The organism is Xanthomonas sp. NCPPB 3200 (assembly GCF_056393585.1).
Genome location: NZ_CM150785.1, coordinates 3,916,292 through 3,937,672, shown reverse-complemented (window position 1 = coordinate 3,937,672; position 21,381 = coordinate 3,916,292). Strand labels below are relative to the sequence as shown.

The window sequence follows — 21,381 nt, the reverse complement described above, 5'->3', positions numbered from 1 at the left end:
GCCAAGAAGCCATTGATGCGAATGTCCCCGGCCGTGTTGACCTGTGTGCTCACCCTGCTGACCGGCCTGGCGCAGGCGCAGCAGGCCGTACCGGCAACGGCGACGACCATGCCGACCGGGCAGGGCGGCACCGCCGCGAGCGCGCCGCCCGCACCGGCACCGATGCCGGCCGGCAGCACCCGCACCTCCAGCCTGCGCGAGCTCGGCATCGACTACGAGATCACCCTGCGCGGCGTGCAGGGCAGTGCCGGCGTGCCCTTCAGCGTGCGCAGCGACGAGATCGTCACCGCCGCCACGCTCAACCTCAAATACAGCTATTCGCCCGCGCTATTGCCGGACCTGTCGCATCTGAAGGTCACCATCAATGGCGTCACCGTGGGCACCTTGCCCGCCGACAAGGCCAATGCCGGCAAGCTGCTCTCGGCCGATCTGCCGATCGACCCGCGCCTGGTCACCGATTACAACCAGCTCAACCTGCAGTTGATCGGCCATTACACGCGCGAGTGCGAAGACCCCGACCACAGCAGCCTGTGGGCGAATGTGGACGCGGCCACCAGCCTGTCGCTGACCACCACGCCGCTGGCGCTGGCCAATAACCTGGCGTTGTTGCCGGTGCCGTTCTTCGATGTGCGCGACACGCGCCGGCTGGAATTGCCGTTCTACTTTCCGCAGCGCCCGGACAACGCCACGCTGCAGGCGGCCGGCGTGGTGGCCTCGTGGTTCGGCACCCTGGCCGGCTACCGCGGCGCGGTGTTCCCGGCCTCGACCGAAGCGCTGCCGGCCACCGGCAACGCAGTGGTGTTCGCCACGCCCAGCACGCTGCCGGAGCAGTTCGCCACCGCCGACAGTGGCGTGGCCGATATCCGTGGCCCGACCGTGGCAGTGGTGGTCAACCCGACCGATCCCAACGGCAAGCTGCTGCTGGTGCTCGGCCGCAACAGCGAAGACCTGCAACGCGCGGCCACCGCGCTGGCCTTGCGCGCGCCGTTGACCGGGGCGGTCGCCCGCATCGGCGAGGTCAGCGCGCCGGCGCCGCGTCGGCCGTACGACGCGCCCAAGTGGGTGTCCAGCGAGCATCCGGTGCGCTTCGGCGATCTGGTGACCCAGCCCGGCCAGCTCAATGTCAGCGGCTATCATCCGGACCTGATCCGGATCGGCCTGCAGTTGCCGCCGGACCTGTTCGTGTGGGAGCGCGACGGCATTCCGGTCGCGCTGAAATACCGCTACACGGTGCCGGACGTGGATAACAAGTCTGCGCTCAACGTCAGCATCAACGAGTCGTTCGTGACCACGCTGCCGCTGACCGGTCGCCCGTTCGCCGAGTCCACCCCGAGGCGCTGGTGGAACAGCCTGGGTGCACGCGGCAGCATGCCGGTGCATCAGGATCTGACATTGCCGGTGGGTGCGTTCTCGGCCAACAGCCAGTTGCGCTTCCACTTCTTTTTCGATCGCCCGCAGGGCGAGCAGTGCAAGAACACCTTCCCGGATGTGTCCGGCGCCATCGATGCCGATTCCAGCATCGACCTGAGCGGCTTCCACCACTACATGGCGATGCCGAACCTGGCCGCGTTCGCCAATGCCGGTTACCCGTTCACGCGCCTGGCTGATCTGTCCGAATCCACCATCGTGCTGCCGGACAATCCGGGCGACCAGGACCTGGGCAATGTGCTGACCCTGCTCGGACGCTTCGGCGCCTCTACCGGGTATCCGGCGCTGCATGCGCAGATCATCGGTGCCGGCGCGGTGCAGCAGCATGCCGACCGCGACCTGTTGTTGCTCGGCAGCGTGCAGTCGCAGCCATTGTTCAAGCAGTGGCGCGCACAGCTGCCGGTGGGCCAGGACGGGCAGGCGACCCGCTTTGCGCTGACCGATTGGGTGCTGGAAAAGCTGCCGGGCTTCCTGTCCTTCGACGCGCGCCGCACCGACCTGCCGACCACCGCGGAAATCGCCCTGCAACCGCAGCCGGACGACGTGCTGTTGATGGGCTTCGAATCGCCGTTGAAGTCCGGCCGCAGCGTGGTCGCGTTCCAGAGCGAAGACCCGGCCAACATGAGCCGGCTGTTCGATGCCTGGTTCGACCCGACCCTGCTCAAGGACTTCCAGGGCAGCGTGGTGTTGCTGCAGCAGAAAAAGGTCATCAGCCTGGTCGGCAACCAGACCTACTACGTCGGCCATCTGCCGCTCCCGACCTGGTTGCGCTGGTACTTCTCGCACCACCCGGTGTGGCTGGCGTTGACCGTGGTGCTGCTGGCGCTGTTGCTGGCGCTGGCCGCGCGCGTGCTGCTGCGCCGGCATGCCGCCGAGCGGCTCGCCGACGGCGGCAGCGCATGAGCGCGCACGACAGCGCCGCAGCGATGACACGCCGCAGCCTGCTGCGCGCCGGTGCGCTGGCCGGCCTGGCCGCGCTGCTGCCCACGCGCGCAGCGGCGGCGGCCAGCCAATGCGGGCCGTGGCCGCTGTGGAATGCCTTCGTCGACAAGCACATCCAGCCCGACGGGCGGGTGGTGGATTTCCTCAATCCGGACCAGCGCTCGACCTCCGAAGGTCAGTCGTACGCGCTGTTCTTCGCCCTGGTCAACAACGACCAGGTGCTGTTCGAGAAGGTGCTGGGTTGGACCCGCCACAATCTGTGCGGCGGCCGCCCGGATCTGAATCTGCCGGCGTGGTTGTGGGGGCGCGATGGCAGCGGCAGCTGGCGCGTGCTCGATGCCAATACCGCCAGCGATGGCGAGCTGTGGATTGCCTACGCGCTGCTGGAAGCCGGCCGGCTGTGGAGCCGGCCCGGGTACGTCAAGGCCGGCCAGCAGATCCTGCAACTGATGCGTCAACAGGAGGTGGCCACGCTGCCGGGCCTGGGCGCGATGTTGCTGCCCGGCCGCACCGGCTTTGCCGAGAAGCAGCGCTGGACGCTCAATCCCAGCTACCTGCCGATCCAGGTGCTGCGGCGCTGCGCCAACGCCGACCCCAAGGGGCCGTGGGCGGCGATCGCCAGCAATGCCGCGCGCGTGTTGCGCGAGAGCGCGCCGGTGGGTTTTGCGCCGGACTGGACGGTGTGGGATGGCGAGCGCTTCAGTCCCGATCCGAAGCGCGGCAACGTCGGCAGCTATGACGCGATCCGCGTGTATCTGTGGGCCGGCATGCTCGATGCCGGCGAGCCGCTGCGCAGCGGCTTGCTGCGCGACCTGTCCGGCCCGGCCGACCTGCTCGCCGCACAGACCCCGTTTGCGGAAAAGATCGACACCGCGCGCGGCGTGGGCAGCGGCGCATTGCCGGTCGGGTTTTCTGCCGCGCTGCTGCCCTACCTGAGTGCGATGGATCAGCCCGCGCTGCTCAAGGCGCAGGCGCAGCGCATTCCCGCCGCCGCACAAGCGGCAGCCGCTGCGCTGCCGTACTTCGAACGCACGCTGGCCCTGTTCGGACAGGGCTGGCTTGAGAACCGCTACCGCTTTGCCGCAGACGGGCGCCTGCTGCCCGCCTGGAGAACGCCTGCATGCTCCGCAAAAAACTGACCCCGCTGTACCTCGTCGGCATGATCGACCTGTGCCTGCTCGCCTCGCCGGTGCAGGCGCAGACCAGCGCCACCCAGCAACTGGTCGGGCAGGGCAATTACTGGCACGACCAGGGCCGCGACGATCTGGCCGCCGACACCTGGCGCAAGCTGCTCGGCGTCGATCCGGATCAGCCCGACGCCTTGCTCGGCCTGGCGCAGATCGATCTGGCGCAGGGCCGTCAATCCGAAGCACGCAAGCGCCTGCAGCAACTCGATGCCGCACACCCGCAATCGCCGCAGGCACAGCGCCTGCGCGTGGCGATCGGCGCCCGTGGCAGCAGCGCTGCCGGCGAAGATCCGAACCTGCGCAACGCACGCCGCGCCGCCGCGGCCGGGCGCTATGTGGAAGCCGCGCGCAATTACGAAGCGCTGTTCGCCGGCAAGCCGCCGCCGCCGGCGTTGGCGCTGGAGTACTACCAGTCGCTGGCCGGTACTCCCACCGGCTGGGAGCGTGCGCGCGATGGCCTGCAACGCCTGCAATCCAGCGAACCGGGCAACCCGTCCGTGCAGCTGGCGCTGGCGCAGGTGCTGAGTTACCGCGAACCCACCCGCCGCGACGGCATCGCGCAACTGCGCACGCTGGCGCAACGCGCCGATGTCGGCGGGCCGGCGCGCACCAGCTGGCGCCAGGCGCTGCTGTGGCTCAACGCCGGCATGGCCGATGCGCCGCTGTACCAGGCATTCCTGGCCGGTATCCCGGCCGATGCGGAAGTCACCGCCAAACTCGGCCAGCTGCGCGAACAACGCAGCGCCGCCGCCGCCGCGCCGGCCGACCCCAATGGCGTGCTGCTGGGCGAAGGCTTCCGTGCGCTGGGCGCCAACAATCTGGGCGCTGCCGAACAACGCTTCACGCAGGTGTTGCGCGCACGTGCGCGTGATCCGGAAGCGCTCGGCGGCCTGGGCTCGGTGCGCCTGCGTCAGCAGCGCTTTGCCGAAGCGCAGGAGCTGCTGCGCCCGGCCGCGGCGAATAACGGCAAATGGAAAGGTGCGCTGGATAGCGCGCGCTACTGGCTGCAGCTGCAGCAGGCCGAGGCCGCACGCACACGTGGCGATCTGGCCCAGGCGCGCCAGCTGGTGGAGCAGGCGGTGCAGCTGCTGCCCAACGAGCCGGCCGCGCAGGTGGCGCTGGGCGGCCTGCAGGCCGCCGGCGACCCGGCCGCCGCCGAGGCCAGCTACCGCAAGGCGCTGTCGCACGATGCCGACAATGCCGGCGCGCTGCAGGGCCTGGTCGGTTTGTACAGCCGCCAGGGCCGCATGCAGGAAGCCAGCGACGTGTTCAATCGCCTGCCTGCCGCAGAACGTGCCAAAGCCGGTGGGCAGGCTTTGCTGCGTTCCAACGTGCAGCGCGCGCGCGCCCGCCAGGCGCTGGAAGCCGGCGATGCGGTCAGCGCGCAGACCGAGCTGGAAGCGGCGATGGTCGAGCGCCCGGGCGATGCCTGGATCCGTCTGGATCTGGCCCGCCTGTACCAACAGGCCGGCCGCCCCGACCAGGCCCGCAGCGTGATGGATGGCCTGCTCGCCGTGCATGGCGACCAACCCGAAGCGCTGCAGGCCAACGCCTTGCTGGCGCAGGAAAGCGGCGACTGGCAGGGCGCCTACGACAGCCTGGAGCGCATTCCGGTCGCCTCGCGCACGCCGGAAATGGCCCAGCTGCGCACCACCGCCTGGATCGAACTGCAGGCGCGTCAGGCACGGTTGCTGGTGGAGCAGGGCCGGCCGGGCGACGCGCAGCAGTTGCTGGCGCGCACCGAAACCGCGCTGGGCAATCAGCTCGACGACCCGCAGTTGCTGGCCGCACTGGCCGGCGCGCATGCCGATGCCGGCAACGCCCCGCGCGCGCTGACCCTGGCCCAGCGCCTGGTCACCGGCGCCACGGTGCGCAGCGAAGATCGCCTGCAATATGCCGGCGTGCTGCTGCGCGCGCACCAGGACGCCGAACTGTCGGCGGTGCTGCGCCAGTTGCAGGCCACCACCCTGACCCCGGAACAGCTGCGTCGTTATCAACGCCTGCGCAGCGCCTACACGCTGCGCCAGGTGGATGCGCTGCGCGAACTCGGCAATCTGGAAGGCGCCTACGACGCGCTGTCGCCGATCCTGGCCCAGCAACCGGACAGCCGCGATGCGCAGGCCGCGCTCGCACGCCTGTATGCCGCCTCCGGCGACCAGCGTCAGGCGCTGGCGATCTACCAGCAGATCCTGCAGCGTCATCCCGACGACCTGGACACGCTCACTGCCGCCGCCAACAGCGCGGCCGCGCAGTCGGACCTGCGCAATGCCGAGCATTACCTGCAACGCGCGCTGGCGCAGGCACCGGAGTCGCCGGAGGTGCTGGCCGCGGCCGGCCGCGTGTATCGCAGCGCCGGCAAGAACCGCAAGGCCGAGCAGTATTTCCGCGCCTCGCTGGCTGCCCAGCAGCGTCAGGCCGGGCAACTGGACAATGGCCTGCCGTCCGCGCGTGGTCCGTCCGCGGTCGCGTCCTCCAGCCGCCCGCTCAATCCGTTTTCCGGCATGACCGGCGGCATGCCGCGCTCGCCGGCGGTGTTGTCCGAGCGCATGGATGCGGGTAGCGCCTATGGCGACGTGGCAGTTGCACCGGTGGCAGCGTCGCCGGGCTCTGCACGGTTCGCCATTGCCGCACCGATTGGTGCGTCTGCCGACAACGGTGGCGATACGTTGCCGCCGCCGGTCAGCGCCGGCGCTGCGCCCGCCATGCTGCCGGTCTCCAGCGGCCGCATGCGCGGTTCGTCGCGCGGCGACGGGCTGCTTGCCGCGCGCGCGGTCGCGCCGATCGCCGCGGACGCCGGTCCACGTCTGACCAAGCCCGCCGCACAGGCGTTGCCGCCGCTCGGCAGCGGCAACGGCGTGCTCGACGAACTGCGTGCGGTGCAGTCGGAAAACAGCGACAACCTCGCCGGCGGCGCGTTGTACCGCTCGCGCGATGGCGAAGACGGTCTGGGCCGCCTGGACGATATCGAAATGCCGGTCCAGGCCGAGTTCGCGGTCGGCGACGGCAAGCTCGGCGTCACCCTGACCCCGACCATCGTCGATGCCGGCACGCTGACCACCGATTACGTCACCGCCAGCCGCTTCGGCAGTGGCCCGCAGACCGCCATCAACGATGCGCTGGCGGCCGATCGCGGCCCGATCGATACGCTGGTCAGCTCGTCGATGTACCAGTTGCTCGCCACCGAAGGCGACACCGCCGCCACGCGTGAACGCCTGCGTCGCTACGCCTTGAACACCGGCCTGTTCAACGACCTGCTGGTCGAGAACAACAACAGCAATGCCGCCGCCGTGGCGGCGCTGGCCAACGAACCGTTGCCGGCCTACCTGCTCGGCATCAACGCCTCCAACACGCCGATCGCCCAACTGGCGCGCGACATCCTCGGCAACGCCGCGCTCAGCGAACAGCTGGCTGCCGGCGATGCGGCCGCGTTGCGCGCGCTGGCCGGCAGTACCGCCGCCGCACAACAGACCCCGGCCGGGCTGGCGGCCACGCTCAACACCATGGCCGCCACCGGCAACGGCGCGCGCCGGCTCAGCCAGGACGACACCGGGGTGGGCGTCGGTGTGCGCTATCGCAATGGCGGGTTCAGTGCCGACATCGGCAGCACCCCGATCGGCTTCCAGGAGCAGAACCTCATCGGCGGCGTCGGCTATCGTGGCGAGCTTGGCGATGCGGTGAGCTGGTCGGCCGAAGCCTCGCGGCGCGCGGTCACCGACAGCGTGCTGTCGTTCGCCGGCGCGCAGGATGCACGCAGCGGCCGCGAATGGGGCGGGGTGACCAGCAATGGCGTGTCGTTGTCGGCCACTGCCGACAATGGGCTGCTTGGCGGTTATGCCAATCTTGCCGCGCACCGTTTGCTCGGCAACAACGTCGCCGACAACGACCAGCGCCAGGTCGATCTTGGCTTTTACGTGCACGCACTGGAGACCCAGCACCAGTCGCTCACGGCCGGCGTCAATCTCACCGCCATGCAGTACGACAAGAACCTCAGCGGCTTCACCTATGGGCACGGCGGTTACTTCAGCCCGCAGGAGTATGTGGACCTGGGTTTCCCGGTGCACTGGAGCGGCCGCAGCGCCGGTCAAACGGTCAACTGGAAGGTCGATGCCAGCATCGGCGTACAGCACTTCAGCACCGACGCCTCGCCGTATTTTCCGACCGATCCCACCCTGCAGCAGGCGGCCTACGATGCCGCCTCGCTGGCGGCCTTGCTCGGGCTGGTCAACCGCTACACCGACCCGGTGTATGCGGGCGAAAGCCGCACCGGCGTGTCCTACAACCTCAGTGGCGCGGCCGAATGGCAGGTGGCGCCGCAGCTGTTCCTGGGCGGGCGCATGACCTTCAACAATGCGCGCGACTACAACCAGTTCAGCAGCAATCTCTATCTGCGGTTCGTGATGGATCGCCTGGGTGCGGCACTGGGTCGTGCGCCGCAGGTGCTGACCTCGCCATACGCTGCCGATCGTTGAGGACAAGGCAGACCGACCGCGCGGCCATCGGGCCGTGGCGGTTGGTCTGCGCTGTGGTGGGTGTCTCTGGCCGGCTTTTGCTGCGCGCTGTACTCGCATGCTGACGCGCGCGCGCCCTCGGTGGGGCATGGGCATCGCCGCGTGTGGCGCAGCGCGAACAGTGTGAGCACGGATAAACGAACGGCGCCTCCCGGCGCCGTTCGCATTGCATCGATTAACGCAGGCTGCGCCTGTTGTTACGGGCGCACCTTGGTGGCACAGACAAACACCGCTGCCTGTTGAATGCGGCTGATCGCACCCTGGTTCTGCAACTCGCGTGCGTGCTCGTCCATGCAGGTCAGGTACCCCAGACGGTTACCGGCATTCTGCGACTTGCACAGGCTGTTTTCGGCCGAGATGTTGGCGCCGGGAATCAGCCCGCCGGTCTCCAGCGTCGGCACCAGCGTATTGCAGTTGCCCAGCTTGGCCAGCCCGCGATTGAGCGTCCAGCCGATATCGGCAAACAGCGCCGGGGTCAGGTCGATGTTCAGATGCGCCTGCACTTCCGGCGTATCGAACGGTTCCATCAACGCGTTCGGCTGCAGGTCGGTATCGAAGTGCGAGAACGTCGACCCGCCGGCCACCACGCTGGGCGAGTACAGCCGCGTGCGGCCCGCGGTATCGGTGCCCTGCAACAGCTCGGGGTCTTCGTACAACGCCGCCACCACTCCGGCGCTGCCCTTCAGCCGCGCGCCATCGGTCTGCGAGACCATGATCGCCGGGATGGTGATGTCGGTGATCGGCGGGGCGGCATTGCCCATCGTCTGCACGCCGGCCGCGTTATTGGCCACGATCACGCCCACCGCACCGTTGAGCTGTGCGTTCTTGACCTTGATCGCGAACGCGCAGGTGCCGCGGTCGATCAGCGCCACCTTGCCGGCCACCTCGGCCGCATTGACGAACGGCGTTTCGCAACCATCGCTGGCCGATGCCGCGGTCACTCCGTCATTGACCGTCACCACTGCGCGGGCCGGGAAATTGGCCGCCGTGGCCAGCGGCCCGAAGCTGGCAAAACCCACCTCGAACTTGCCCGCCGCGCTGGCCGGTGCGCTCACCTGCAACAGGGTGCGCGGATCCAGGATCAGCGCCGCCTCGCGGTTGACACGCGTGCCGGCCCACACCGTACGCCCCGGCGTGCGCATCGCTTCGGCACGCAGCGCGTTGGTCATGGCCGGATCGTCGAAGCGCTTGTTCTGCACGTTGTCGAAGGCCTGCGCGGTGTAGACGTCGGTCAGGCCGCTGCCCGAGCCGAGCACGCCGGTGGTCTTGTTGAGGAAGCCCGCCGCACCCAGGCCGTGGCCGATCTCGTGCATCACCACGTTGAGGAAGTTGATCTGGCCTTCGGGCGTCTTGCCGTCCAGGCCCAGGTACCAGCCCGAGCCGGCCAGGCAGTCGGGCTTGCCCAGATCCCCGTTGAATTGCGAGAACACGTCGGCCGGATCGCTGGGATCGGGGACCAGATCCTGCCCGGCGATCGCGTCGCCCAGCGCGGATGGATACAGCGTATTGGGCTTGGAACCGGGGAAGTCGTTGACGATCCAGTTCGGGCCGGCCTGGCCCAGCGTGCCGCCGGTGGCGGTACAGGTCAGCCGCGCGAACGAGGCATACACCTTGATCTCGACGTTGCTCTGCAGCACCGCGCCCCACAGGTCCATCGCGTACTGGTAGGCGATGCGACGCTGCTCGCCTACCGAGCGCCCCGGATTGCCGCCCAAGGGCGCTGCGCTGGTGGGGTCGTTCAAGCCGACGCTGGTGCCGGCATCGCCATTGATCAGCGTGACGTTGGCGGCGCTTGCATGCAGCGGCGCGATGGCCGCAGCCACGGCCAGGGACAACAGCAACAAGGGCTTATTCATGCGGCAGCGCTCCGTGCTCGGCGTGGGCGGGTTGGGTGTCGGCGTCTTCGCTGTGCTCGATGACGATGCGGCCATCGGCCTGACGGGTCGCCATCAGCGAGCTCATCTGCGTGGCCGGCAACTTGCGCGCCACGGTGCCGTTGGGCAGGCGTCGCTCGGTCGCGCGTGCGGCCGATTCGGTCTGCGGAACCGCAGTGCGGGCAGCGCTGCTGCGGGCAGCCGACGCGGCCTGCTGATCCAGCGCCGCGCTCTCGGCGTCGGTCAGCGGGCGCAGCTTGCCGGTGACGGGATCGATACCCACCTTGGAACTGCTGGTTGCAGCCTCTTGCGCCACGGCCAGGGCCGGCAGGCAGACGACACACAACACGCCGGACAGCATCCATCCGGGCTTACGAAAGCTCATCATCGTTGGGGTTTCCTTGAGTCCAACAGGGAAAAGGGACGCCGTGCAGACACCGGCATCGGGGGAATCCTTCCGTTTCAGTCTGTTCATGACTGAATCATGAATCCGTGATGTGTGTCAATCTTTTGACATATTGGCCGATGAATGCGAAGCGAGAGCCTGAAACGGTCATCGCGGCAGTTGCGTTGGGGAAATTTCCGGGGATTGCAGCGGCAGCTGGCCCCAGATCGGCCAGATTTTTGACACGAACCACCCGGGCCGGAAGCCTCTCCGGCCCATGGTCTCGACGGACAATTCATGGCAGCCAAGATCTGGACGACTTATTCCCTTCTCCCCCCGAGAGAAGGTGCCCCGAAGGGGCGGATGAGGATACGGGCGAAGCCTGCTGTAGGTTGAGAGCAGGGTTCGAGTGCACCTGAGCTTCGCCCCGTACCCTCACCCCAACCCCTCTCCCGGGGGGAGAGGGGCTTTTATTCCACCGCGGCCAGTGGCCCGGCCTGCGCAAGTAGCGCGGCCGCAGCAACGCGCGCAACCCGTGCGTTAATGCTCATCGGCATCGGCATCGGCATCGGCGCGGGCTGCGTGTACGCTGCGCTGGCTCTGCACGCCGCGCGCCATTCGACCGCAGCGCGTTACAGTCTTGGTGACTCCGCGCACCAGGTTCCCATGCACGCCGTCATCTATCACAACCCCAATTGCGGGACTTCCCGCAATACGCTCGCCTGATCCGTCATACCGGCATCGAACCGCAGATCGTCGATGACCTGCAGCACCCGCCCACCCGCGAAACACTGCAGTCCCTGATCGCCGCCGCCGGCATCCCGGTTCGCGCGGCCATGCGTCAGAAAGGCACCCCGTATCTGGAACTGGGACTCAACGATCCCGCGCTGGACGACGCAGCGTTGCTGAGCGCAATGCTCACGCATCCGATCCTGATCAACCGCCCCTTCGTGCAAACCGCATTGGGGACGCGCTTGTGCCACCCCTCCGAACGCGTGCTCGACCTGCTGCCGCACGCGACGAGCGGCTTCGTCAAGGAAGACGGCGAACGCGTGCTGGACGATGCCGGGCAACGCGTAACGGGCTGATAGACAGATACCCGAAACGCAGTCGCTCCACATCAAGCGCAGGCACCTCAGCTCAGATGCGAAACGCCAAGCAGCGCCGCTGACGCCCCCAGCGACCAATTACTAATTCCCCAACCTCACCCCCACCTACCGCACAGGTCTTAGAATCGCCGCAACGTTTCCCGGGAGCAGTCAGATGATTCGCGAGATTATCCGCATGGGCGACAAGCGCCTGCTGCGCCTGGCGCCGCCAGTGACCAACCTGGGCAGTGCCGAGCTGCGCGCGCTGGTGGCCGACATGTTCGAGACCATGGACGATGCGCGTGGCGTCGGCCTGGCCGCACCGCAGATCGCGGTGGACCTGCAGCTGATGGTGTTCGGCTTCGAAGCCAGCGAACGCTATCCCGATGCACCGGCGGTGCCGCGCACCGCGTTGGCGAATGCGCAGATCGAACCGCTGTCGGAGGAGATGGAAAACGGCTGGGAAGGGTGTCTGTCGATTCCCGGCCTGCGCGCTGTTATCCCGCGCTATCGCCACATTCGCTACCGCGGCTTTGCGCCGGATGGCAGCCCGATCGAGCGCGAGGCCGAAGGCTTCCACGCACGCGTGGTGCAGCACGAGTACGACCATCTGGTCGGCCGCCTGTATCCCTCGCGGATCGAGAACTTCGCCACCTTCGGCTTCGAAGACGTGCTGTCCTACGACCTGTAGGCCATCGGTCGCAGCTGCACCCGCATGTAACAAGGGCGCCTTGCGGCGCCCTTGTCGTGCTTACTTGAGCGCCTTGAAGCGCAGACGCTTGGGACCTGCGTCATCGCCCATGCGGCGGCGCTTGTCTTCTTCGTACTCGCGGTAGTTGCCCTGGAAGAACTCCACGTGCGAGTCGCCTTCGAACGCCAGGATGTGCGTGGCGATGCGGTCCAGGAACCAGCGGTCATGCGAGATCACGAAGGTGTTGCCCGGGAACTCCAGCAACGCATCTTCCAGCGCGCGCAGGGTCTCGATGTCCAGGTCGTTGGACGGTTCGTCGAGCAGCAGCACGTTGCCGCCCTGCAGCAGGGTCTTGGCCATGTGCAGACGACCGCGCTCACCACCGGACAGCGAGCCGACCATCTTCTGCTGGTCCTGGCCCTTGAAGTTGAAGCGGCCGATGTAGGCGCGCGACTGGATCTCCACGCCGTTGATGTTGAGGATGTCCAGGCCGCCGGCAATCTCCTGGAACACGTTGTGGTTGCCTTCCAGCTTGTCGCGGCTCTGGTCCACGTAGGACAGCTGCACGGTCGGGCCGACCACGATCTCGCCGGAATCGGGCTTCTCCGCGCCGGTGATCATCTTGAACAGGGTCGACTTACCGGCACCGTTGGGGCCGATGATGCCGACGATGGCGCCGGGCGGCACGATCATCGACAGATTGTCGATCAGCAGGCGGTCGCCGAACTTCTTGGAGACGTTCTTGAACTCCATCACCGCATTGCCCAGGCGCTCGCCCGGCGGGATGAAGATCTCGTTGGTCTCGTTGCGCTTCTGGTAGTCCACCGACTGCAGTTCTTCCAGGCGGGCCAGACGCGCCTTGCCCTTGGTGCGGCCGCCCTTGGCGTTCTGGCGCGACCATTCCAGTTCCTTCTGGATCGCCTTCTGGCGCGACTTTTCCTGGTTGTCTTCCTGCTTGAGGCGCTCGTCCTTCTGGGTCAGCCAGTCGGTGTAGTTGCCCTTCCACGGAATGCCGCGGCCGCGGTCCAGTTCCAGGATCCACTCGGCGGCGTTGTCGAGGAAGTAGCGATCATGCGTCACCGCCACCACGGTGCCGGTGTAGCGCGCCAGGAACTGCTCCAGCCATTCCACCGATTCGGCGTCCAGGTGGTTGGTCGGTTCGTCGAGCAGCAGCATGTCCGGCTTCTGCAGCAGCAGCCGGCACAACGCCACGCGGCGCTTTTCGCCACCGGACAGCTTGCCGACCACCGCGTCCCACGGCGGCAGGCGCAGCGCATCGGCGGCCACGTCCAGCTGGTTTTCCAGGGTGTGCGCATCGCCGGCGGCCAGGATCGCTTCCAGGCGTTCCTGTTCCTTGGCCAGGGCGTCGAAATCGGCGCCTTCCTCGGCATAGGCCAGGTACACCGCATCCAGCGCGGCCTGGGCCTGCAGCACGTCGCCCACGCCTTCCTCGACCGCTTCGCGCACGGTGTGCTCGGGGTTGAGCTGCGGTTCCTGCGCCAGGTAGCCGACCTTGATGCCGGCCTGGGGACGGGCTTCGCCCTCGAAATCGGTATCCACGCCGGCCATGATCTTCAGCACCGTGGACTTGCCGGCGCCGTTCAGGCCCAGCAGGCCGATCTTGGCGCCCGGGAAAAAGCTCAGCGAGATGTCCTTGATGATCTGCCGCTTGGGCGGGACCACCTTGCTGACGCGGTTCATGGTGTAGATGTATTGCGACATGGGTGCTCCGTGGACGCAGGCAGCCCACCGGCCGGGGCCGGAGGCAGCGGAAAAGGGATTGCGCCGATTATACGGGCAACCGGCCTGGCTCGCGGCGGCGCGTCGGCAGCTAAACGGCAGCTTACCTTCCACCTGAATGGGCGTTTTCGTAATCGATTCCAGCAAGAATGCGTTAAGGCGGCCAGCGCCTTAATGAAATTGCGACATCGCAGACAGGAGCAATCCCATGAACCGCAAACGCATCGTGACTGTTGTGCTTTCCTCCATCCTGGCGCTGGGCTCCGTGGCCCCGGCAGCGTTTGCCGACGACTGGGGCCGCGGCCACGACCGTCGTGGTCATGATCGCGACGATCGCCACGACCGCGATCACCGTGGCAATTGGCGCAACGACCGCCGCGACTGGCATGACGAGCGCCGGGCCGACCGCCGCGATGACCGCCGTTACTACAGCAACGGCTACCGCGAGGGGTATCGCGATGCCCGTTATCAGGACCGTCGCTACGACCGCAACCGGGTCTATGTCTACGATCGCCCCAGCTACTACCGCGCCGGCCCGCCGCCGCGCCCGTACTGGGCCCGCGGTCAGCGTTACCACGGCCCGGTCTACGTGATCAACGACTACGACCGCTACAACCTGCGCCGCCCGCCGTATGGCTACCGTTGGCAGCGCGACAACACCGGCAATCTGCTGCTGGTGGCCATCGCCACCGGGGTGATCGCCGACCTGGTGCTCAACAACTAAGCCTGTCTACCGTCCGGGTCAGGCCTGGGTAGGCAGGGAACCCGCAAAGGCGCACTCCGGTGCGCCTTTGTCGTTCAGGGCGGAACCTGCCATGGCGCGCCTGGCCTCGCCAGCGTCTCAATTGGTCACCTGTCCATGCGGGGGCTTACAATCTGCGCCCCTACTGGCAATAGCTGCCCCGGAGCTCTGCATGTTCTCGCGCGACGTCCGACTGGAAACCTACGACCCCGAACTGGCCCATGCCATCGCTGCTGAAGCCGGCCGCCAGGAGGATCACGTCGAGCTGATCGCCAGCGAAAACTACTGCAGCCCGCTGGTGATGGAGGCTCAGGGCAGCCAGCTGACCAACAAGTACGCCGAAGGCTACCCGGGCAAGCGCTACTACGGTGGTTGCGAGTTCGTCGACATTGCCGAGCAGCTGGCGATCGAGCGCATCAAGCAGGTGTTCGGCGCCGATTATGCGAACGTGCAGCCGCATAGCGGCTCGCAGGCCAACCAGGCGGTGTATCTGGCGCTGCTGCAGCCCGGCGACACCATCCTGGGCATGAGCCTGACCCATGGCGGCCACCTCACCCACGGCGCCAAGGTCAACGTCTCCGGCAAGCTGTTCAACGCCGTGCAGTACGGCGTCAACGAGCAGGGCCTGATCGACTATGACGAAGTCCAGCGACTGGCCACCGAGCACAAGCCGAAGATGGTCGTGGCCGGGTTCTCGGCGTATTCGCAGAAGATCGACTGGGCGCGTTTCCGCGCCATCGCCGACAGCGTCGGTGCGTATCTGTTCGTGGACATGGCGCATGTGGCCGGCCTGGTCGCCGCAGGCGTGTATCCGAGCCCGCTGGAGCATGCGCACGTGGTCACCTCGACCACGCACAAGACCCTGCGCGGCCCGCGCGGCGGCATCATCGTGGCCAAGGGCGCGAGCGAAGAGCTGCAGAAGAAGCTGCAGTCGATCGTGTTCCCCGGCATCCAGGGCGGCCCGCTGATGCACGTGATCGCGGCCAAGGCGGTGGCGTTCAAGGAGGCGCTGGAGCCGGAATTCAAGACCTACCAGCAGCAGGTGGTCAAGAACGCGCAGGCGATGGCCAACACGCTGATCGCGCGCGGCTACAAGATCGTGTCCGGCGGCACCGAAAATCACCTGATGCTGGTGGACATGATCGGCCGCGACGTCTCCGGCAAGGACGCAGAGGCCGCGCTCGGCAAGGCGCACATCACCGTCAACAAGAACTCGGTGCCCAACGACCCGCGCTCGCCGTTCGTCACCTCCGGCCTGCGCCTGGGCACCCCGGCAATCACCACCCGCGGTTACCTGGAGCAGGACAGCATCGACCTGGCCAACTGGATCGCCGATGTGCTCGACGCCCCCAGCGACGAAGCGGTGCTGGCAAAGGTCCGCGACGCGGTGACCGCGCAGTGCAAGAAGTATCCGGTGTATGGCTGATACGGGAATGGGGAATAGGGAGACGAGAATGGTAAAAGCAACGCTGCGATAGCCGTGCTGTTCCGATTCCCCATTCCCCTCTCCCTATTCCCGGACGCCTGATGCACTGCCCCTTCTGCCAGCACAACGACACCCGCGTGATCGATTCGCGGGTGTCCGAAGACGGGACGACGATTCGTCGGCGTCGCGAGTGCGAGGCGTGTGGCGAGCGTTTCAGCACCCTGGAGACGATCGAGCTCAAGCTGCCGACCGTGGTCAAGAGCGATGGCGGGCGCGAGGCGTTCGATGCGCGCAAGCTGCGCACCAGTTTTGACCGCGCGCTGCAAAAGCGCCCGGTGTCCGAAGAACAGATTGAAGCGGCGGTGCGCGCGGTGGTGCATCAGTTGCGCATGTCCGGCGAGCGCGAGGTGGGCTCGCTGCGCGTGGGCGAATACGTCATGGTCGAGCTGCGCAAGCTGGATCATGTGGGCTATGTGCGCTTCGCCTCGGTGTACCGCAGCTTTCAGGACGTGGCCGATTTCCGCGAGGAAATCGAAAAGCTCGAGCGCGAGCTCCCGGTCGGCATCGAGCAGTTGCCGTTGCTGGAAGCGGCCCTGGAGCGCGCCGGCAAGCCCGGCAAGCGGTGAGCGCGATGCGCATCGCGTGCGTGTCCGACACGCCGCAGCTGCTGCCCGCCATCGCGCAGGCGCATCTGCAGGCCTTCGGCAGTCTGTTGCCGGACTGGAATTTCGATCAGGCCTTGAGCGAGTTGCGTAGCCACACGCGCGACGGGGTGATCCCGACCACGTGGGTGGCGCTCGATCAGGCGCAGTGGCTCGGGTCGGTCAGCCTGCTGGAAAACGACGATTCGCGCATTCGGCAATGGTCGCCATGGCTGGCGTCGCTGTACGTGCAGCCGCAGGCGCGCGGGCAGGGCATCGGCGAGGCGCTGGTGACGCACTGCGTGCAGGCCGCCGCGCGCATGGGCGTGCCGGCGTTGTACCTGTATTGCCAACCAGTGCTGGTGCCGTTTTATCAGCGGCTGGGCTGGCAGACGCATGCAGAATTACTGCTGGGGCCGATGCAGATCGTGGTGATGTGTATCGAACCGCAAGCGGCAACGCAATGAGCGCAACGGCCGACGACCATCGCTGGATGGCGCAGGCATTGCGCCTGGCCGAGCGTGGCGCCTACACCACGCGCCCCAATCCGATGGTTGGCTGCGTGATCGTGCGCGATGGCGTATGCGTGGGCGAGGGCTTTCATCAACGTGCCGGCGGCCCGCATGCGGAAGTGTTCGCACTGCGCGCGGCCGGCGCGCTGGCGCGTGGCGCCACCGCCTATGTCACGCTGGAGCCGTGTGCGCATTACGGACGCACGCCGCCCTGTGCGCTGGCCTTGATCAATGCCGGCGTTGCGCGTGTGGTTGCGGCGATGGCCGACCCGTTTCCGCAGGTCAACGGCGGCGGGTTTGCATTGCTGCGCGAGGCCGGGATCGAGGTGCTGAGCGGCGTCCTGCAGGCACAGGCGCGAGCGCTGAATCGTGGGTTTCTGTCGCGGGTGGAGCGTGGGCGGCCGTGGTTGCGGGTCAAGCTCGGCGCCAGCCTGGATGGGCGTACGGCGCTGGCCAGCGGTGAATCCAAGTGGATCACCGGAAGTGACGCGCGCGCAGACGTGCAGCGCTGGCGCGCGCGTGCGGGCGCGATCCTCACTGGTGCGGGCACGGTGCTGGCCGACGACCCCTCCATGACGGTGCGGCTGGGCGATGACACGCCGGTCGTGCCGCCGCTGCGCGTGGTGCTCGATGCTGGGCTACGGACGTTGGCGTGCAGGAACCTGCGTCAGGGCGATGCGCCCACGCTGTATCTGCATGGCGAGGATGTCGCCGCGCCGTCGCTGGACGATGCGCAGTTCCTTGCGATGCCGTTGCAAGCCGGCCGCTTCGATCTGGCGGCGGTGGTGGCACTGCTTGGCGAGCGCGGCATCAACGAGGTGCATGTGGAAGCCGGCGCAACGCTGGGTGGTGCGCTGCTGCAGGCCGGCCTGGTCGACGAACTGCTGGTCTACATGGCGCCGGTACTGCTGGGCGATACCGCCAGGCCGCTGCTGGCCGGGCTGGGCATCGAGACGATGGCGCAGCGCGCTGCGTTGCAGCTGCTGGATGTGCGCCAGCTCGGTCAGGATCTGCGTCTGCGCTATGCGCCGGTTGTTGCCGGGTGAGCGCTGCATGGCGCGCGCGATGCAGCGCAGCTGTGCTGTTGCGCGCATGAAAAAGGCCCCGCATGCGGGGCCTTGGTGTATCTGAGTCGCGTCGATCAGAAGCTCGCGCGCACGCCGACCTTGTACTGGTTGGCGTTGTCGACGAACTGCGCTTCGGCGACCAGGCCCCAGGTGCGGGTGAAGTTGACCTGACCACCCAGGGTGCCGACGAACTCGCCTTCGTCCACGTCGCTACCGTCGATATAGCCGGCCTTGATCCAGGCTTCGGTCCGCGGCGAGGGCTTGCCGCGCAGGCCCAGGTTGGCGAAGCCCAGGTTGGTCGAATCCGATGCGCTACCCAGTCTGCGGCCGTTGACGCGCGATTCGACTTCGCCTTTGTTGCGGAGGGCAGCGACGTCGGCGGTGAACTCCACACGCTCGGTCATTTCCTGGCGATAACCGATACCAACGTGTGCCTGCTGCACAGTGATGTCTGCAGTGATACCAGGAAACGGGCTGTAATTCTCGGTCGCGCGCTGGTAGCCAGCAAAGACGTACACCGGCTCGGCAATCTGCCAGGAGCCTCGTAGGTAGCCACCGTCGAGATCGTCGGCGTCGCCGTCTACACCGATCTCGGTCCGGTTCCAGCCGCCTTCGACGTAGGAATAGCTCAGGCCTTCGGCCGACGCGGCAAACGGTGCGGCGGCCAGCAGGGCAGCCAGAATCAGGGTGTTACGCATTGGATGTCTCTCTCCGAATTGATGTCCGTGTCTCCGTCCCGTTGCGGGAGGGAAAAAAGCGACGTCTCCCGTCGCGGCGCGTAAATTAACAGATCCTTCACAATCCTGGCTATGGGGGATTTCCCCACATGACGCAGTGTCCTGCCAGCCTTGGCCCACGCTCAGCCATCGCGCCGATGTGCCCTGTTAGACTTTGCGCACCGGTTCGCCGGTACTCACGAACGTCTTCAGGGCGGGGTGCGATTCCCCACCGGCGGTAGGCATGCGCAAGCATGCGAGCCCGCGAGCGCTTGCACTTCAGGGTTGAGCGGATCCACGCGAAACCCCTGCTGCGCAAGGTCAGCAGATCCGGTGCGATGCCGGGGCCGACGGTATAGTCCGGATGAAAGAAGACGGCCAACGCGCAGCCTTGCGGCTGTGCGCGCGCCTGTTTGCCTTGTGGCGTTTTTCGCTCAACTCCTGCGAGAAACGACTATGTCCATGCGTCACCCGTCGCGCTGCGTCGCGATCTTTCACCGCACTCCGTCCGCACTGTCGTCATCAACGACGGGGGGGCGCTGATGTTTACCGGAATCATCGAAGGCGTCGGCCATCTGGCGGCGCGCCAGCCGCAGGGCGGCGATGTGCGTTTCACCTTCGCCACCGGCAACCTGCCGTTCGAGGCGGTGCAGCTCGGCGAGAGCATTGCCGTCAACGGCGTGTGCCTGACCGTGATCGCCTTCGACGCGGGCAGCTTCCAGGCCGATGCCTCCACCGAAACCCTGTCGCTGACCACGTTGGGCGCCTTGCCGGAAGGTGCGTTGCTCAATCTGGAGCGTGCGATGCGCCCGACCGACCGCCTCGGCGGGCATCTGGTCAGCGGGCATGTCGACGGCCTGGGCCAGGTGCAGTCGGTGCACGGCGATGCACGGGCGCAACGTTGGCGGTTTGCCGCCCCGCCGGCGGTGTTGCGCTATGTCGCCAAGAAGGGCTCGATCTGCGTGGACGGGGTCAGCCTCACCGTCAATGAAGTGGACGCGGACGGCTTCGAGGTCGCGTTGATTCCGCACACGGTGGCGAACACCGCGTTTGCGCAGACCGCGGTTGGCGCGGCGGTGAATCTGGAGATCGACCTGGTGGCGCGCTATGTCGAACGCCTGCTGGGCACGCGGGGTGCGGCATGAATTTCGCACCCGTTCCGGAATTGATCGAGGAACTGCGTGCCGGCCGCATGGTGGTGATCGTCGATGACGAGGACCGCGAGAACGAAGGCGATCTGATCATGGCGGCCGAGCTGGTCAAGCCGTCGGACATCAATTTCATGGTGACCCACGCGCGCGGGCTGGTGTGTCTGTCGCTGACCCGCGAGCGCTGCGCGCAGCTCGGCCTGGCGCCGATGGTGCGCAACAACACCGCGCAGTTCCAGACCAACTTCACCGTCAGCATCGAGGCGGCCGAAGGCGTGACCACCGGCATCTCCGCCTACGACCGCGCACACACCGTGCGCACCGCGGTGCGGCCGGATGCCAAGCCGCAGGATCTGAGCCAGCCGGGGCATATCTTCCCGCTGATCTCCCAGCCCGGCGGCGTGCTGACCCGCGCCGGCCATACCGAAGCGGCCAGCGACCTGCCGATGTTGGCCGGGCTGGAACCGGCCGGCGTGCTGGTGGAAGTGCTCAACCCGGACGGCAGCATGGCGCGCCGCCCGCAGCTGGAAGTGTTCGCGCGCGAGCACGGGCTGAAGATGGGCTCGATCGCCGATCTGATCGCCTACCGCCTGGCCAACGAGCACACCGTCGAGCGCGTGGACGAGCGCGAGATCAGCACCGAGTTCGGCCCGTTCACGCTGGTGACCTACCGCGACCGCATCGCCCACGACCTGCACTTTGCGCTGGTGCGCGGCACTGCCGATCCGGCCACGCCGACGCTGGTGCGTGTGCAGGTGGAGAACCCGCTGGCCGATCTGCTGCACTGGCAGCGCGACGACTTTGGCGTGGCCGCCACCGATGCCTTGCGTGCGATCGCCGCCGAAGGGCAGGGCGTGATGGTGGTGCTGTCGGCACCGCGCGACACCGAATCCTTGCTGGCGCGGTTGCGCCAGCAACCGGAAGCGGCCACCAACGCCAAGGACGTCAGCCAGTGGCGGCGCAACGGGGCCGGGGCGCAGATCCTGGCCGAACTGGGCCTGGGCAAGTTGCGCGTGCTGGGCACGCCGCGGCGTCAGGTGGGCCTGGCCGGGTTCGGCCTGGAGGTGGTGGAGTACCTGGAATGCCACGCGGGCGAAGGTGCGCGCTCGGTGCCGGCGGCCGCGCTGCCCTGACGTAGCGCGGGCGGCCTGGGGCCGGCGCTGTCCGATGGTTGCCGGAGGCGCAGCAGGAATCGCGCTGGTCGAGCGGTTCCTGCGGTTCCTGCGTATCGACCATGCCCGCTGCGAGCTGCCAGCTGCCGCCGCACCAGCCCGTGCTGCGCGCTC

The 21,381-nt window shown here is 67.4% G+C and carries 15 protein-coding genes, 1 pseudogene and 1 riboswitch; of the genes and pseudogenes, 12 read left to right on the top strand and 4 right to left on the bottom strand.

The features are described from left to right. Positions 1–15: 15 nt before the first annotated feature. From bcsB to AC06DU_RS16895, 3 genes are read left to right on the top strand one after another with little or no spacing between them, the layout of a single operon-like run. A complete protein-coding gene (bcsB, locus tag AC06DU_RS16905; protein WP_478202876.1) occupies positions 16–2,331 on the top strand; it encodes a cellulose biosynthesis cyclic di-GMP-binding regulatory protein BcsB in 2,316 nt (771 codons plus the stop codon). Beyond that, the gene (gene bcsZ, locus AC06DU_RS16900) at positions 2,328–3,509 is read left to right on the top strand and encodes a cellulose synthase complex periplasmic endoglucanase BcsZ (RefSeq protein ID WP_478202875.1); all 1,182 of its coding nucleotides are present in this window, start codon (positions 2,328–2,330) and stop codon (positions 3,507–3,509) included. Before bcsB ends, bcsZ begins: the two co-directional genes overlap by 4 nt. Next, on the top strand, positions 3,491–8,026 hold the full coding sequence (locus AC06DU_RS16895) for a cellulose biosynthesis protein BcsC (protein ID WP_478202874.1): 4,536 nt from the start codon (positions 3,491–3,493) through the stop codon (positions 8,024–8,026). The genes bcsZ and AC06DU_RS16895 overlap by 19 nt, the downstream gene beginning before the upstream one ends. Positions 8,027–8,262: 236 nt before the next feature. Here AC06DU_RS16895 and AC06DU_RS16890 read toward each other — a convergent pair whose 3' ends face one another. Both AC06DU_RS16890 and AC06DU_RS16885 read right to left on the bottom strand, forming a co-directional pair. Continuing rightward, complete coding sequence (locus AC06DU_RS16890) at positions 8,263–9,921, bottom strand: PA domain-containing protein (protein WP_104570669.1); 1,659 nt, start codon at positions 9,919–9,921, stop codon at positions 8,263–8,265. After that, positions 9,914–10,327, bottom strand: a complete 414-nt coding sequence (locus AC06DU_RS16885) for a post-PEP-CTERM-1 domain-containing protein (RefSeq protein WP_024940595.1) — start codon at positions 10,325–10,327, stop codon at positions 9,914–9,916. The genes AC06DU_RS16890 and AC06DU_RS16885 overlap by 8 nt, the downstream gene beginning before the upstream one ends. 663 nt (positions 10,328–10,990) lie before the next feature. Between AC06DU_RS16885 and arsC the strand changes: the two are divergent. Both arsC and def read left to right on the top strand, forming a co-directional pair. Beyond that, positions 10,991–11,412 (top strand): annotated as a pseudogene (arsC, locus tag AC06DU_RS16880) (arsenate reductase (glutaredoxin)). A gap of 175 nt (positions 11,413–11,587) precedes the next feature. Continuing rightward, positions 11,588–12,103, top strand: coding sequence for a peptide deformylase (def, locus tag AC06DU_RS16875; RefSeq protein ID WP_166770284.1), 516 nt, complete (start codon positions 11,588–11,590; stop codon positions 12,101–12,103). Positions 12,104–12,163: 60 nt separating this feature from the next. Here the strand turns inward: def and ettA are convergent, their stop codons facing one another. After that, entirely contained in the window at positions 12,164–13,825 is a 1,662-nt protein-coding gene (ettA, locus tag AC06DU_RS16870; protein WP_024940592.1) for an energy-dependent translational throttle protein EttA, read from the bottom strand. 226 nt (positions 13,826–14,051) lie between these two features. On the opposite strand from ettA, the gene AC06DU_RS16865 reads away from it, so the two are divergent. The 5 genes from AC06DU_RS16865 to ribD all read left to right on the top strand — a co-directional run bounded on the left by AC06DU_RS16865 (position 14,052) and on the right by ribD (position 18,210). Then, complete coding sequence (locus AC06DU_RS16865) at positions 14,052–14,567, top strand: RcnB family protein (protein WP_046344299.1); 516 nt, start codon at positions 14,052–14,054, stop codon at positions 14,565–14,567. Between the two features lie 190 nt (positions 14,568–14,757). Beyond that, positions 14,758–16,011 (top strand): serine hydroxymethyltransferase, encoded by a 1,254-nt coding sequence (gene glyA / locus AC06DU_RS16860; RefSeq protein WP_434981727.1) that lies wholly within the window; start codon positions 14,758–14,760, stop codon positions 16,009–16,011. 101 nt (positions 16,012–16,112) lie between these two features. Next, positions 16,113–16,637 carry a transcriptional regulator NrdR gene (nrdR, locus tag AC06DU_RS16855; protein ID WP_006453216.1) on the top strand — a complete coding sequence of 175 codons (525 nt, stop codon included), beginning with the start codon at positions 16,113–16,115 and terminating at the stop codon, positions 16,635–16,637. Continuing rightward, positions 16,634–17,119 carry a GNAT family N-acetyltransferase gene (locus tag AC06DU_RS16850; RefSeq protein WP_184632537.1) on the top strand — a complete coding sequence of 162 codons (486 nt, stop codon included), beginning with the start codon at positions 16,634–16,636 and terminating at the stop codon, positions 17,117–17,119. Before nrdR ends, AC06DU_RS16850 begins: the two co-directional genes overlap by 4 nt. Continuing rightward, entirely contained in the window at positions 17,116–18,210 is a 1,095-nt protein-coding gene (gene ribD / locus AC06DU_RS16845) for a bifunctional diaminohydroxyphosphoribosylaminopyrimidine deaminase/5-amino-6-(5-phosphoribosylamino)uracil reductase RibD (RefSeq protein ID WP_184632536.1), read from the top strand. Before AC06DU_RS16850 ends, ribD begins: the two co-directional genes overlap by 4 nt. A gap of 95 nt (positions 18,211–18,305) precedes the next feature. On the opposite strand, the gene AC06DU_RS16840 is transcribed toward ribD, so the two are convergent. Next, on the bottom strand, positions 18,306–18,929 hold the full coding sequence (locus AC06DU_RS16840; RefSeq protein WP_184632535.1) for an outer membrane beta-barrel protein: 624 nt from the start codon (positions 18,927–18,929) through the stop codon (positions 18,306–18,308). Positions 18,930–19,148: 219 nt separating this feature from the next. Then, positions 19,149–19,327: riboswitch (FMN riboswitch) on the top strand. A 162-nt stretch (positions 19,328–19,489) separates the two neighbouring features. Here AC06DU_RS16840 and AC06DU_RS16835 point away from each other — a divergent pair. Then, a complete protein-coding gene (locus tag AC06DU_RS16835; protein ID WP_024940586.1) occupies positions 19,490–20,092 on the top strand; it encodes a riboflavin synthase in 603 nt (200 codons plus the stop codon). Next, complete coding sequence (gene ribB / locus AC06DU_RS16830; RefSeq protein WP_478202873.1) at positions 20,089–21,228, top strand: 3,4-dihydroxy-2-butanone-4-phosphate synthase; 1,140 nt, start codon at positions 20,089–20,091, stop codon at positions 21,226–21,228. The genes AC06DU_RS16835 and ribB overlap by 4 nt, the downstream gene beginning before the upstream one ends. Positions 21,229–21,381: the final 153 nt, after the last annotated feature.

What these genes read in the sequence shown, in the direction of transcription:
- AC06DU_RS16890 (WP_104570669.1), bottom strand. Translation starts at nt 9,921, where the DNA reads ATGAATAAGCCCTTGTTGCTGTTGTCCCTGGCCGTGGCTGCGGCCATC.
- glyA (WP_434981727.1), top strand. Translation starts at nt 14,758, where the DNA reads ATGTTCTCGCGCGACGTCCGACTGGAAACCTACGACCCCGAACTGGCC.
- AC06DU_RS16865 (WP_046344299.1), top strand. Translation starts at nt 14,052, where the DNA reads ATGAACCGCAAACGCATCGTGACTGTTGTGCTTTCCTCCATCCTGGCG.
- bcsB (WP_478202876.1), top strand. Translation starts at nt 16, where the DNA reads ATGCGAATGTCCCCGGCCGTGTTGACCTGTGTGCTCACCCTGCTGACC.
- ribD (WP_184632536.1), top strand. Translation starts at nt 17,116, where the DNA reads ATGAGCGCAACGGCCGACGACCATCGCTGGATGGCGCAGGCATTGCGC.
- def (WP_166770284.1), top strand. Translation starts at nt 11,588, where the DNA reads ATGATTCGCGAGATTATCCGCATGGGCGACAAGCGCCTGCTGCGCCTG.
- bcsZ (WP_478202875.1), top strand. Translation starts at nt 2,328, where the DNA reads ATGAGCGCGCACGACAGCGCCGCAGCGATGACACGCCGCAGCCTGCTG.
- ettA (WP_024940592.1), bottom strand. Translation starts at nt 13,825, where the DNA reads ATGTCGCAATACATCTACACCATGAACCGCGTCAGCAAGGTGGTCCCG.
- AC06DU_RS16835 (WP_024940586.1), top strand. Translation starts at nt 19,490, where the DNA reads ATGTTTACCGGAATCATCGAAGGCGTCGGCCATCTGGCGGCGCGCCAG.
- AC06DU_RS16885 (WP_024940595.1), bottom strand. Translation starts at nt 10,327, where the DNA reads ATGATGAGCTTTCGTAAGCCCGGATGGATGCTGTCCGGCGTGTTGTGT.
- AC06DU_RS16840 (WP_184632535.1), bottom strand. Translation starts at nt 18,929, where the DNA reads ATGCGTAACACCCTGATTCTGGCTGCCCTGCTGGCCGCCGCACCGTTT.
- AC06DU_RS16895 (WP_478202874.1), top strand. Translation starts at nt 3,491, where the DNA reads ATGCTCCGCAAAAAACTGACCCCGCTGTACCTCGTCGGCATGATCGAC.
- nrdR (WP_006453216.1), top strand. Translation starts at nt 16,113, where the DNA reads ATGCACTGCCCCTTCTGCCAGCACAACGACACCCGCGTGATCGATTCG.
- ribB (WP_478202873.1), top strand. Translation starts at nt 20,089, where the DNA reads ATGAATTTCGCACCCGTTCCGGAATTGATCGAGGAACTGCGTGCCGGC.